At 61.5% G+C, this 13,448-nt stretch carries 10 protein-coding genes; 2 read left to right on the forward strand and 8 right to left on the reverse strand.

What is annotated here, in order from left to right:
* Positions 1 to 93 precede the first annotated feature (93 nt).
* A complete protein-coding gene (locus Q0Y02_RS15120; protein WP_297770267.1) occupies positions 94 to 1,569 on the forward strand; it encodes an AAA family ATPase in 1,476 nt (491 codons plus the stop codon).
* Complete coding sequence (locus Q0Y02_RS15125) at positions 1,556 to 2,587, forward strand: AraC family transcriptional regulator (protein ID WP_297770270.1); 1,032 nt, start codon at positions 1,556 to 1,558, stop codon at positions 2,585 to 2,587. The genes Q0Y02_RS15120 and Q0Y02_RS15125 overlap by 14 nt, the downstream gene beginning before the upstream one ends.
* Here the strand turns inward: Q0Y02_RS15125 and Q0Y02_RS15130 are convergent.
* The 8 genes from Q0Y02_RS15130 to prmA form a co-directional block, all read right to left on the reverse strand.
* Positions 2,526 to 5,321 (reverse strand): hybrid sensor histidine kinase/response regulator, encoded by a 2,796-nt coding sequence (locus tag Q0Y02_RS15130; RefSeq protein ID WP_297770273.1) that lies wholly within the window; start codon positions 5,319 to 5,321, stop codon positions 2,526 to 2,528. The genes Q0Y02_RS15125 and Q0Y02_RS15130 overlap by 62 nt on opposite strands.
* Entirely contained in the window at positions 5,293 to 6,348 is a 1,056-nt protein-coding gene (locus Q0Y02_RS15135) for a cyclic nucleotide-binding domain-containing protein (protein WP_297770276.1), read from the reverse strand. Before Q0Y02_RS15135 ends, Q0Y02_RS15130 begins: the two co-directional genes overlap by 29 nt.
* Before the next feature lie 84 nt (positions 6,349 to 6,432).
* Positions 6,433 to 7,719 carry a phosphoribosylamine--glycine ligase gene (gene purD / locus Q0Y02_RS15140; protein WP_297770278.1) on the reverse strand — a complete coding sequence of 429 codons (1,287 nt, stop codon included), beginning with the start codon at positions 7,717 to 7,719 and terminating at the stop codon, positions 6,433 to 6,435.
* 106 nt (positions 7,720 to 7,825) lie between these two features.
* Entirely contained in the window at positions 7,826 to 9,394 is a 1,569-nt protein-coding gene (gene purH, locus Q0Y02_RS15145) for a bifunctional phosphoribosylaminoimidazolecarboxamide formyltransferase/IMP cyclohydrolase (RefSeq protein WP_297770281.1), read from the reverse strand.
* A gap of 91 nt (positions 9,395 to 9,485) precedes the next feature.
* Entirely contained in the window at positions 9,486 to 9,767 is a 282-nt protein-coding gene (gene fis, locus Q0Y02_RS15150; RefSeq protein ID WP_035250194.1) for a DNA-binding transcriptional regulator Fis, read from the reverse strand.
* 44 nt (positions 9,768 to 9,811) lie between these two features.
* Complete coding sequence (dusB, locus tag Q0Y02_RS15155) at positions 9,812 to 10,852, reverse strand: tRNA dihydrouridine synthase DusB (RefSeq protein WP_297770285.1); 1,041 nt, start codon at positions 10,850 to 10,852, stop codon at positions 9,812 to 9,814.
* A 230-nt stretch (positions 10,853 to 11,082) separates the two neighbouring features.
* A complete protein-coding gene (locus tag Q0Y02_RS15160; protein ID WP_297770287.1) occupies positions 11,083 to 12,285 on the reverse strand; it encodes a DUF3426 domain-containing protein in 1,203 nt (400 codons plus the stop codon).
* 179 nt (positions 12,286 to 12,464) lie between these two features.
* Entirely contained in the window at positions 12,465 to 13,346 is an 882-nt protein-coding gene (gene prmA, locus Q0Y02_RS15165) for a 50S ribosomal protein L11 methyltransferase (RefSeq protein ID WP_297770290.1), read from the reverse strand.
* Positions 13,347 to 13,448 lie beyond the last annotated feature (102 nt).

Raw genomic sequence — 13,448 nt, forward strand, 5'->3', positions numbered from 1 at the left:
CCGGTGAGCAGGCAGTCTTCCGCGGCGCTACAAAACAGTGTCAGGCTTCATGCTAGCATAGCGCTGACAGTGACCTGTGAAGAATGATAACAAATGAGTGACTTGAACGACCTGAAAATGCTGCTGGAATCCCGCTATCCCATCGTGGTCATCGAGACCTGGGAGGAATTGCGGGCGCTGGATCTGATTCGCCGGTTGGGGATGCGTGAGGGCCGGCCGGTGTTCGCCTGGAACGGGGTGGATGGCCTGCGCCGGCTGGAATTCGAGGACGCCCCCAGCCAGAAGCACACGGTGGAGCCTGACGCGGTGCTCGGGCAGATTCGTGGCACCAATGAACCGGGCATCTACGCCCTGTGTGATCTGCATCCTTATCTGGAGGGTGAGCCCAAACAGGTGCGCCTGCTCAAGGAAATCGCCCTCCATCATGAGCGCCTGCACCACACCCTGGTGTTGATCAGCCACCAGTTTTCCATTCCCCCGGAAATCCGCCGTTACTGCACCCGCTTTTCCCTGTCCATGCCGGACGAGAAGCAGCTGGAGCATATCGTTCAGGACGAGGCTCGTCGTTTCAAACAGGAGAAAGGGGAACGGGTGCGCGCGGATCGGAACTCACTCGATCGACTGGTGCGCAACCTGCGCGGCCTGAGCGTGGAAGATGCCCGCAAGCTGGCTCGGGGTGCCATTATCCACGACGGCGCTATTACCGAGGCGGACCTGCCGGAGATCAACAAGGCCAAGTTTGCCCTGATGGAAATGGACGGCGTGCTCAGCTATGAGTACGACACGGAAAGCTTTGCCGACGTGGGCGGTCTGCAGGGGCTGAAAGACTGGTTGGGCAAACGCGAGAAAGCCTTTCACGGGCAAAGCGATATCGACAGCCCCCGCGGCATCATGATGGTAGGGGTGCAGGGTGGCGGCAAGAGCCTGGCCGCCAAGGCGGTGGCCGGGTTGTGGGGGCTGCCGCTGCTGCGCATGGACATGGGCGCCATCTATAACAAGTTCTTCGGTGAATCCGAACGCAACGTGCGCGAGGCGCTGGAGTTGGCCGAGACCATGTCTCCCTGTGTGCTGTGGATCGATGAAATCGAAAAGGGCATCGCCGTGGGCGACAACGATGGCGGCACCTCCCGGCGCGTACTCGGAACCCTGCTTACCTGGATGGCGGAGAACCAGAGCCAGGTGTTCCTGGTGGCCACGGCCAACGACATCGAGCGCCTGCCACCGGAGCTGATCCGCAAGGGACGCCTGGACGAAATCTTCTTTGTGGATCTGCCATCGCCGGCGGTGCGCGAGGTGATTTTCCGTATCCACCTGGAAAAACGCGGCCAGGCAAGCGAGCGGTTCGATCTGCCCACCCTGTCGGCGCACAGCGACGGGTTTACCGGGGCGGAAATCGAACAGGCCGTGGTGGCCGGACTCTACAGCGCCGGCGCCGCCGATGGCGTGCTGGACCAGGCGCTGCTGGAAGCGGAGTTGGCGGCCACCGTGCCGCTGTCGGTGACCATGGCGGAATCCCTGGCGCGGCTGCGCCAGTGGTGCCAGGGCAGGGCGGTTCATGCCGGTACTTGATCCCGGCCTGGCAGGCTCTGATCGCAGCCTCACGGCTGCCTATGTAGATGCGGTGCTGCCGCCGTTACTGGCGCATTACGGTCTGTCCCGGGAGGCGGTGCTGCAGCAAGCCGGGCTCAGTGAGACACCGTTTGCCGAACCGGGCCAGTTGCTGCCGTTGGTGGATGTATTAAGGCTGTTTCTGGTGATTCTGCAAGCCAGCGGCGATTCCGGCCTGGGTTTCGAAATCGGCAAGCGGGTTAAGCCCCGCTCTTATCAAGTGCTGGGTTATGTGATTCTGGCCAGCCGCGATCTGGGCCAGGCCATGGATCGCCTGATCCGCTTTGAAAGCCTGTCCGGCAAGCTGGGCGAGACGCAACTTTCGCACCAGGGTGACACGGTACGTCTGAGCTGGCAGTGTCCGCTGGCCGGCGAGCCGGGCCGTTATCTCACCGAGGCGGCGGTGACCGGATGGGTGGCGTTCATGCGCCCGCTGATGGCCCGGCAGCTGAGCCCTGCCAGGGTGTGTTTCCGCCACCCGGCGCCGGATGACGAACAACGCTATCAGGCGTTTTTTGATGCGCCGGTGCAGTTCGCGGCGGATTTCGACGGGGTGGAGTTGCCGGCTGAGTATCTGTCGTTGCCGCTGGAATCGGCAGATCCGGGGCTCTCGGTAATGATGGAGCGCGAGGCCCGTGACCTGCTGGCCGACTTTGACGCCAATACCAATCTGGTCAGCGCCGTGCGCGCTCGCATCTATCAGCAGCTGGCAGATGGCGAGCCATCTCTGGAATCCGTGGCGGATAGCCTGGGCATGCCTGCCCGCACGCTCAGTGCACGGCTGGCGCGCCGTTCATTGCGATTTGCGGAAATTCTTGATGGCCTGCGTCAGAGTCTGGCGGAGCTGTATCTGCAGGATCCGGCCCTGTCTTTGACAGAGATAGCCCTGCTGCTGGGCTTCGCCGAATCCAGTTCTTTCAGTCGGGCATTTCGTCGTTGGCGAGGAACAAGTCCGAATCAGTGGCGTCGGGGCGGGTAAAGCGCACCAGGGTATCGCGTAGCACATTCAACTCCACCGGCTTGGGCAGGTGGGCATTCATGCCCGCTGCCAGGCTGCGTTCCTTGTGCTCGCGCAGGATATGGGCGGTGAGGGCGACAATGGGCACCGCCGGCAGACCCTGTTTCTGCTCGTACTGACGAATCCGTCGAGTGGCTTCGAAGCCATCCATCTCCGGCATTTCGCAATCCATCAGGATCAGGTCATAGCGGTGCTTCTCGGCCAGGGTCAGGGCTTCCTGGCCGTTGGAGGCGATGTCGGCCTTGAGGCCCAGTTTGGCGAGCATGCCACGAATCACTTTCTGGCTCAGATAATGATCCTCTGCCACCAGGATGTTCAGTTGCGGGTCGGGCTTGTGCTCGGTCTTGCTGGGCATGGGGCGGTGGCCCAGCCCCAGCTCTTCGGCCAGTACCTGGCGAAGGCGGGGAGACGAAACGGGTTTCGACAGCACCCGGTGGATGCCCACATTGCGTGCCTGGGTGGCAGTGGGAGCAAGGCTGATACCGGTGAGCATCACCAGCACGGTGGGGTGCATGATCACCGGGTCCTCGTGGATCCGGGCGGCCAGTTGCATGCCGTCCATGCCGGGCATGTTGTGGTCCAGCACCACCACGTCGTAGGGCTCGTTGATGTTGGCCTGGGTTCGCAGGGAGGCCAGCGCCTCACGGGGGTCGTGGCAGGCGGTGACGCGCATCCCCCAGGACAGGGCGTGATGGCGCAGTACCCGGGTCACGGTGCTGGAATCATCAACCACCAGCAGACTGCGTCCTTCCAGCGCCGAGGTGTCCACCATTAGCGGCGGTGGCGCATCGGTGATTTCCGGTGGCAGGGGAACCACAAACCAGTAATGGGCGCCGCGCTGATCCTGCAGGGTGCCCATGCGGCCGTGCAGGGCTTCCACCAGCTGTTCGGCGATGGCCAGGCTCAGATGGCTGCTTTCCGGCTGTTTGGTGGTGCTGCGAAGGCGCTTGAGGATGTCGTCGCTGATGGCGCTGCCGGAGAACCCGAAGCGAACCCGGTCCGCCTGGCCGGTTGGCTCCATGGACACATCTACCACCAGTTCCCCGTGGCTGCCATGGCGTACCAGGGCGCCCATCAGGTTGGTGAGGATCTGGCGCAGTCGTCCGGCGTCGCCGATTACCCTTGTGGGTACATTGGTATGTACGTGGGTGATCAGTTCGATCTGTTTTTCTTCGGCCTTTTCCTTGAACAGGTCGATGGCTTCCATGATCAGGTCATGGATGTCCAGGGCGCTGTGATTGATGTCGGCGCCCTGGGTGGATAGCTGCGAGTGCTCCAGTACGTCATTGATGATGCGCAGCAGGCTGTCGCCGGCATTCTGGATGGCGCAGACGCATTCACGTTGGTTGGGGGTAAGCGGGGTGTCGCCAAGAATTTCCGCCATCCCCAGGATGCCGCTCAGCGGGGTGCGAATATCATGGCCGATCCGTGAAAGGGTTTCCCGGCGGGTGCTGTCTACGGTTTCGGCAACCGCCTCGGAGCGTTTCTTCTCGATCTGCATACGGGCCTGTTGGGCATGTTGCAGCCGCAGGCCGATGCCCAGAGTCATTGCTTCCAGCACGGTAGCGCCAAGTAGCCATTGGGGGAGTTCCGCGCCGGTTTGCACGATTCCCAGGCAGGCCAGGCATACCAGCAACGCCGGAAAACTGATCAACAGGGACGTGAGGAAAAACAGTCCGCCGCCAGTGATTTCACGGTGCCAGGCGGTGTAGCCCATGGTGAGCAGAAACAGGGTGGCCATGGTGACCAGAGCGAAACTGATGTAGCCGGCGGCGGCCAGCGGCAGAATGATGGTGAAAGGCAGATTGGCCAGGGCCAGCATCTGCAGCAGACGGGTGCAGTAATGCAGCCAGCCGGTCTGGTCAGACAGGTTGAAAAAGCTGCGTGACAGGCCGGTGGCCGACCACATGGCCAGCATCATGCCGGCAAACAGCAGTCGTGGATGCAGCAGGTTATTTTGACTCAGAGCCCAGGGCAGCAAGTCCGCCAGGGTCAGCCCGATCAACAGGATGCTGAGGATAAAGCCGCAGTGGTAGTAGTAGGTGGCTCCTCCGCGCAGAGCGCCGACAATCAGGTTATACATTGCCAGTATCAACAGGGCGCCGGCCAGCAACATGTAGATGGCATGTTGTTGCTGCTGATGCTGGAGCAAGCCGTTAACGGTGGTCAGGGTGAGTCCGTAAGTGAGATAGGCCCGAGGCGGCAATTGCAGATAGGCGAGCTGGGTTTCACCGGTAGGCAGCTGCACCCGGAAGCTGCTGCCACGGCCTGGGATACGTTCTTGTGGACTGAGTTGCCGGTAGCCGCCGTTCCCGTCAGGTAGATAGAGCTGTGCCGCCGGGTTGCCGCGCAGATGCAGGGCAAAATCATGCTGGTTACCCAGCTCGTTTTTGATGGCAACGCGCACCCACCAGTGCCCGTTGCGGATGCCCAGGCGCTCGATGTAGCGGGTGGCCGGCTGGAAGTGATCCATGGCCGGTAGCTGGCTGGCGGTATGGATGTCGAGCTCGCCGGAGGGGTCACGCAGGTATTCGGAGTAGATGGTAATCCGCGCCTGGTCAGGCAGGCTGTGAATCACAAAGGGCGGAGGTGGTTCCGGATTGGCCCGGCAGAGGCTGCCCGCCAGACTCAGCAGGAGTATCAGGGCGCCTCTGAACAGAAAAGAGTCAGGCCACTTCCGTTGGTTTTTTTGCATCCGTCGCTTTTCCCCGGTCCAGCACATAGGCATTCAGGCCTGCTTCCGAGAGGATATAGGCTCCCAGCTCGCTGCGTCGACCATCTCCGCACACCACATAGAAAAAATCCTTTTCCAGGTTGTGCACTTCGCGGCGTAGTTCGTTGAGGGGAAGGTTGCGGGCACCCGGGGTACGGTCGTGACGGAACTCCATGGGCAGGCGCACATCCACCAGGATGCAGGCGGTCTCCGCCTCCAGCACCATGGTATCCAGCTCGTCTTCGCTGAGATGGCGGATCACCGAGTCCTGCAGGATGGACTGGAAGTCCTGTTTGCCCAGGCACATTAATGTGCCGTCGCTGGTCATGGTGATGGTGGCATTGCGGGGGCTGTCGCTGATCAGGGCGTCTTCGCCGAAGAAGCGCCCGGCGGACAGGGCCGCCAGGGTTTCCTGCTTGGCCCCCTTGGAGCGGGTGACCATGGCCTTGCCCTGCTTGATCACGAAGAAGGTGTCGCCATCATCCCCTTCGTTAACCACGGTTTCGCCCAGCTGCACCTCCCGTTCCTCGAATTTCACGAACAGGCTGTGAATCATGGCCGGCGGTATGGCAGAAAACAGTTCCGAGGACAGCAGCGCATCCATCCAGTCGCGTTCGCTTTCGTCATCGTCTTCATCAAGCATGGATTCGGCGGCCTGGGTCCAGGTCATCAGTAGATCCAGCTTGTTGCGGTCGATGGCGTAAAGGGTAGTGGCTTCCGCGCTGATGGCGTTGATGGTGTGTTCCGGGTAGTTGTCCAGCGCCAGGTAGTTCTCGTCGTCATCGGCGGCGAAGTGGCGTACCTGGAAACTGGCGTCGGTGAGATCAACCGAGCCTTCCACCAGAAAATAGGCCTTGTCGCTGGTCTGGCCGCGTTTGAACAGCAGCCGTCCGGGGCCTATCTTGATGACTTCGATCTGGCCCTGAATTTCCTTCAGGTGCGATTCGCCCAGGCAGTCAAAGGGAATGAAATTCTCGAGACGAGACATGTCGGCTACGACATCGCTCATTGCTAACCCCCAGCGGTCGATAAACGTGCAGCGTTGGTGGGTGAGCCCTGCCGGGCTCACCCTTACTTCTTAGTTGCTACTACTTTATGACTTTTCGCGGGCCACTGCACGGTAACCGATGTCGGTGCGGTGATAGGCACCGCGCCATGTGACCTGCTTCACACCGGCGTAGGCGTTGGTCTGGGCTTCGCTGACGGTATCGCCAACTCCGGTGACGCAGAGAACGCGGCCGCCGCTGGTCACTACCTGGCCGTCTTTCTGCGCGGTACCGGCATGGAATACCTTAACGGTGTCGGAATCGGCCTGATCCAGGCCCTCAATGACGTCACCCTTGTCGTAGCTGTCCGGGTAGCCGCCGGCGGCCATCACCACGCCCAGGGTGGGGCGCGGGTCCCACTGGATTGAGGTCTGGTCCAGCTTGCCGTCCAGGGCCGCCAGGCACAGGGCAGCTAGATCGGATTGCAGGCGCATCATGATCGGCTGGGTTTCCGGGTCGCCGAAGCGGCAGTTGTACTCGATGACCTTGGGGGCGCCATCCGGGTTGATCATTAGCCCGGCGTAAAGGAAGCCGGTGTAGGGCATACCCTCGGCGGCCATGCCTTCCACGGTGGGGGTGATCACCTCGTCCATGATGCGCTGGTAGACTGCATCGGTGACCACCGGCGCCGGGGAGTAGGCACCCATGCCGCCGGTGTTGGGGCCGGTATCGCCGTCGCCCACGCGTTTGTGGTCCTGGCTGGTGGCCATGGGCAGCACGTTCTTGCCGTCCACCATGACGATAAAGCTGGCTTCCTCGCCTTCCAGGAATTCCTCCACCACCACGCGGTGGCCGGCGTCGCCGAATTTATTGCCGTCCAGCATGTCGCGCACGGCGTCTTCTGCGTCCTGCAGGGTCATGGCGACAATTACGCCTTTGCCCGCCGCCAGGCCGTCGGCCTTGATGACGATGGGGGCGCCCTGTTCACGGACATAGGCCAGGGCCTCGTCCATATCGGTGAAGTTGCCGTAGGCGCCGGTAGGAATGTTCTGGCGGGCCAGGAAATCCTTGGTGAAGGCTTTTGAGCCTTCCAGCTGGGCGGCGGCCTTGCTGGGGCCGAAACACTTCAGGCCATTGGCCTGGAAGTTGTCCACCAGCCCTTCCACCAGCGGCGCTTCCGGGCCGACGATGGTCAGGTCGATGCCGTTGTCCTTGGCAAAGGCCAGCAGAGCGGGCTGGTCCAGTACATCGATGGCCACGTTTTCCAGCTTGGCTTCCCGGGCGGTACCGGCATTGCCGGGGGCCACGAACACTTTCTCAACCTGTTCCGCCTGTGCCACTTTCCAGGCCAGTGCATGCTCGCGGCCACCGCCGCCAATGATCAGAACTTTCATGTCTACCTCAACCCTTTCAGGTTCGCCGTAGGAGTGGCGCTTGAGCCGCGAATCGTTGTCGCAAGCAGCTTCGCGGCTCGAGCGCCGCTCCTACAGAGAGATGCTGTTAGTGACGGAAATGGCGCATGCCGGTGAAGACCATGGCCATGCCGGCTTCGTCGGCAGCGGCAATCACTTCTTCGTCGCGGATCGAACCGCCCGGCTGGATCACGCAGCTGATGCCGACCTTGGCGGCATTGTCGATGCCGTCGCGGAACGGGAAGAAGGCGTCGGATGCCATGACGGAGCCTTCTACCTGCAGGCCGGCATGCTCGGCCTTGATGGCGGCAATGCGGGCGGAGTTGACGCGGCTCATCTGGCCGGCGCCCACGCCCACGGTCTGGCGGTTCTTGGCATAGACGATGGCGTTGGATTTGACGAACTTGGCCACTTTCCAGGCGAAGATCAGGTCGTGCATCTCCGCTTCGGTGGGGGCGCGCTTGGTGACCACTTTCAGCTCGCCTTCGGTGATCATGCCGATGTCACGGTCCTGCACCAGCAGGCCGCCATTCACGCGCTTGTAGTCCAGGCCTTGCGCTGCCGCTCCCTTGATCTCGCCACATACCAGCACACGCACGTTCTTCTTGGCGGCGGTGATGGCCAGGGCTTCGTCAGTGGCAGACGGCGCGATGATCACTTCCACAAACTGGCGATCGACGATAGCCTGGGCAGTGGCCGCATCCAGCTCGCGATTGAAGGCGATGATGCCGCCGAAGGCGGATTCGGTATCGGTTTCGAAGGCCAGGTCATAGGCCTTGCCGATGCCGTCCAGGCTCACTGCCACGCCGCACGGGTTGGCATGTTTGACGATCACGCAGGCGGGCTTGGTGAAGCCTTTGACGCATTCCAGCGCCGCGTCGGTGTCGGCAATGTTGTTGTAGCTCAGTTCTTTGCCCTGCAGCTGTTTGGCGGTGGCGATGGAGGCCGCGGCCGGGGTGCGCTCGGTGTAGAAGGCCGCTTTCTGGTGCGGGTTCTCGCCGTAGCGCATGTTCTGGGTTTTCTCGAAATTCAGGTTGATGGTGCGGGGGAAGTCCTGATTGTTCTCTCCGACTTTCTTGCCAAAGTAGTTGGCAATGGCGCTGTCATAGGCGGCGGTGTGTTCGAACGCCTTGATAGCCAGGTCGAAACGCAGGGTGTCGGACAGGGCGCCGTTGTGGGCGGCCATGTCGTCGAGAACACGCTGGTAGTCGCTGGCATTGGTGACAATGCCCACGCTGGCGTTGTTCTTGGCGGCAGAACGCACCATGGTCGGACCGCCGATATCGATGTTCTCGATGGCGTCTTCCAGTGAGCAATCCGGGTTGGCCACGGTGGCTTCGAACGGGTAGAGATTGACTACCACCAGATCAATGCGGCTGATGTCGTTGTCGGCCATGACCTGTTCGTCCTGGCCGCGACGGCCAAGGATGCCACCGTGCACTTTCGGGTGCAGGGTTTTCACCCGGCCGGCCATCATTTCCGGGAAACCGGTGTAGTCGGAGACTTCGCGCACGGCGATGCCTTCGTCCTGCAGTTTCTTGTAGGTGCCGCCGGTGGAAAGAATTTCCACGCCTTGCTCGGCCAGGGCCTTTGCAAATTCGACGATACCTGTCTTGTCGGAAACACTGATCAGTGCACGTTCAACCGCGTTGCTCATGGGATTTCACCAAGTTGCGTTCTGGGATAAGTGGTTCATTTAAAAACAAAAAAAGGGCAGTAAGGACTGCCCTTTATCGCTGTGGTCGTGCTTAGAGCAGACCGTACTGCTTGAGCTTCTTGCGCAGGGTGCCGCGGTTCAGGCCCAGCAGCTCGGCGGCCTTGGTCTGGTTGCCGCGGGTGTACTCGAGCACTTTCTCAAGCAGCGGGATTTCCATTTCCGCCAGTACCATCGGGTAGAGTTCGCTTACGGCCTCACCGTCCAGCTGGTTGAAATAATCGTTTAACGAACGTCGCACACAATTGCGCAGAGTGTCGTGGGTTTCGCTGCGCGCAATGGTCAGGTGCGGCTTTCGTGCTTCTGCGGTGTTCATTTCAGTAAGTGTCCGTGCAGCGGCTGTGTTAACTGAAGAAAGGGTCATGCGGCCAAGGCTCCGTTTTTCTTCCGGGCAGACACCTCGCCATAACAACCGAATCGTACCCGGTCGGTCGTGGCGTTTATCTGTTGGAAAAACTGCTCGATTGCCAGCCGTTGATCGGCGGCATTTTCCAGTGTGTTAAATCCGCGCCGGAAGTCTTCCCCTCCGGGCAGGTTTTGCGTATACCAGCCCAGATGCTTGCGTGCGATACGCACTCCCATGAACTCTCCGTAGAACTGGTGGAGTTCGGCGAGGTGCTGTTGCACACAATCGTGGACTTCCGTTACGAACGGCGCTGCGGGTAGCGAGCCGTGCTCGAGGTAATGCAGGGTATCCCGGAAGATCCACGGGTTCCCCTGTGCAGCGCGGCCGATCATGATACCACCCGCGCCGGTGGATTCCAGTACCCGTTTAGCTTTTTCCGGGCTATCCACGTCACCGTTAGCCATAACCGGAATATTCACCGCGGCCACCACCTGGGCGATGGAGGCGTACTCGGCGTCACCGTTGAACTTGTCGGCACGGGTGCGGCCATGGATGGCCAGGGCCTGAATGCCCGCCGCTTCCGCGATACGGGCGATCTCCAACGCATTGCGATGGTCGCGATCGGGCCCGGTTCGAATCTTCAGGGTCACCGGGACGTCCACGGCAGCGACGACGGCATCCAGGATGCGGGCCACCAGGTCCGGGTCAGCCAGCAGGGCAGAGCCTGCGGCGCGTTTGCACACTTTCTTTGCCGGGCAGCCCATATTGATATCAATGATCTGGGCGCCATGATCCACATTGGCGCGGGCCGCATCGGCCAGCATTGTCGGCTCGCCGCCGGCAATCTGTACCGACACCGGGCCGGGTTCACCACTGTGATCAAGCCGTTGGCGTGACTTTCGAGAGTTCCACAGACGGGTGTCCGAGGTCACCATTTCCGATACCAGCAGACCTGCGCCCAGATCCCGGCACAAACGCCGGAAAGGGCGATCCGTGACGCCGGCCATGGGGGCCAGAATCAGCGAATTGGGCAAGGTATATGGGCCGATCTGCATAGGGTCGGGATGGCATGTGTCAAAGGGGGGCTAATGATAGTGAGCGGAACGCGGGGATGAAAGGGCGCAGGGTAAAAAATGCGCGATTCCACCCAGGATTACATGCGGTGCTGCTATTTCGATGGTTGCTGGCTACTGAGCAGTGAGGCACGGGTGCCGAAAAGTCACCCTGGCCTTTCGCCACCCGTACCTTGTTACACGCTGTTCCTGCGGCAGACGGCACAGGGGCGTTAGCGCTGGCTCACCCGTTCCTGAGTCTCCACCGCCGGCAGCAGACGCAGGTTATAGTTTACCGCCTGCTCGCCAGGATCGACGATTTCCAGGGAGATGTGCAGCGGGGTGTTCACCGGCATGGCCTCCAGGTTGGTCAGGTCGCCACGCAGGTATTCCGCCGGGCTGAAGCGACGGCTGGCTACCGGATTGCCGTTGAGGGCACTGAAGCTCAGTTCCAGCTCCGGAAAGGGTTGCGGGTAGCGGGCTTCATTGAACAGGATGGCATCCACGATCAGGGCGTTGGCGTAATCCGGGTGGCTACGCACTACCAGGTTGGCGCCGCGCAGCTTGCTGATGTCGGTGCGGTTGGGTAGCCGACAGCCAAGCACGCCGCAGGCCTGTTGGTAGAGCGGCCGCCATTGCGGGCTGCGGGCCAGGTCGTCGAAATTGAAGTAGGCGTATTGCCCTACCAATACCACCAGGGCCAGCACGGACAGGCCGCTCCACTTGAGCAGGCCGCCCCAGTCGCGCTGTTGGCGGAAGGGGGCGTCGCGTTCGCGTACCGGCCGGGACAGCGGCACCGGCTCCTCGGTCAGGTCGTCACCAAACAGGTCCAGGCCGCCGAAGAAATCGTCTTCGTCGTCATCCTTGGGTGGTTTGGGGGCCGGTTTCTTTTTGGTCTCTGGCGGCGGTGAAGGCGCTTTGCGTTTGTCTGCCTGGCTTTCCCGGGGGCCAAAGCTGGCGGGCTGACGGGCTTCCTGCTTTGCTGGCTGGTCCTCGTCGTCTTCCAGTTCCTTGAGCAGGGCTTCGGCCCAGGCCTCGTCGGCATTCTCGTTGTGGCTGGCGCGACCGGCGCCCTGCATATCGGAGAAGTCTTCGCCGAGACCGGAGTCGGCGGCATCTTCATCCAGATTGATGAAAGAGTCGCTCAGCTCCATGCCCTCGATGCTGGAGCCCGAGGAGGCGCCGTCATCGTCATCGCCGAAGGTTTGTTCGTCACTATCCGGCACGCTGGCGCTTTCGCTTTCCAGGGCTCCGGCCCAGCGGTCGCCGGCGGGTTCTTCCTGGGCGGGGGGCGGATCAATCAGGTAGTCACTGGCCTGAAAAATCTGCAGGCATGAGCCGCAGCGAACCGCGCCGCGGGCCTGCTTCAGGTGTTCTTCGGTAATCTTGAACTGGGCTGCACAGTGCGGGCAGCGGGTCTTGTATTGGGCGGCCATGGCTTTCGCCTGATTGTTATTGGACGAGACGCAACACGCTACACGCACCGGGCTTTCACGGAACACTTTACGCAGCCCTGGAATCCAGAAAACGCGTGCAGATGAGTCAGGTATGTTTTACAGAAAAAGCAGGACAGGCCGCAAGGACCTGTCACTCAGTTTTACCTGAATCAATGAATTCAGGTGTTACGGCGCACCCCGTCAATTCGCACCCAGTCGCCCTGTTGGGTGGTGGGGTTCAGGTCGAACCAGGGGGCATAGGCGCTGCGTACCGATTCTGCCTGCTCGGCAAGAATGCCGGACAGGGCAAGGCTGGCCCCGGCGCGACAATAACCGGCAAGCTGGTCGGCCAGTTCCACCAGGGGGCCGGCCAGGATATTGGCGACCAGTACATCACAGCGGTAATCCGCCGGCAGATTTTCCGGCAGGTAGAGGCTGAGCCCGTCGGCCACACCGTTATTGCGGGCATTATCCTCGCTGGCGGTGAGTGCCTGGGGGTCGATGTCGGTGCCGGTGGCATTGCCGGCGCCCAGCAGCAGGGCAGCAATGGCCAGCACCCCGGAGCCACAGCCGAAATCCAGCACCGTCTTGCCGTGCAGGTCGGCCCGATCCAGCCATTCCAGGCACAATGCCGTGGTTTCGTGGGTGCCGGTGCCGAAGGCCAGCCCCGGGTCCAACTTCAGGTTCACTGCCTGCGGATCCGGTGACTCGCTCCAGCTGGGGACGATCCACAGCCGTTCGCCAAAGCGCATGGGGGCGAAGTCATCCATCCAGGCCCGTTCCCAGACCTGGTCATCCAGTGTTTCGTGGTGGTGTGCCTGGGCGTCCAGCCCCTGTTGTTGCAGGGCGGCGAGGATCAATGCCGGGTCACGGTCCGCATCGAACAGGGCGCTGACCACGATGTTTTGCCACAGCGGGCGGGCACCGGGAGGCGGTTCAAACACCGGCTGATCGGCGCCATCAGTCAGGGTGACCGCACAAGCTCCCATATCTTCCAGTGCGGACTGAAAGGCATCGGCGTGGGCTTCGGTGGTGGCAAGGTGTAGCTGGAGCCAGGCCATGTTGTCGCTTCGCTCTAGTTAATAGTGAACAGTTAACAGTGAATAGCTGCGCGAGAGATGCGGTCGTTATTCAGAACGCATGAGGCCGCGCACAGGGTATGG

This window comes from uncultured Alcanivorax sp. (assembly GCF_947258575.1).
Lineage (GTDB): Bacteria > Pseudomonadota > Gammaproteobacteria > Pseudomonadales > Alcanivoracaceae > Alcanivorax.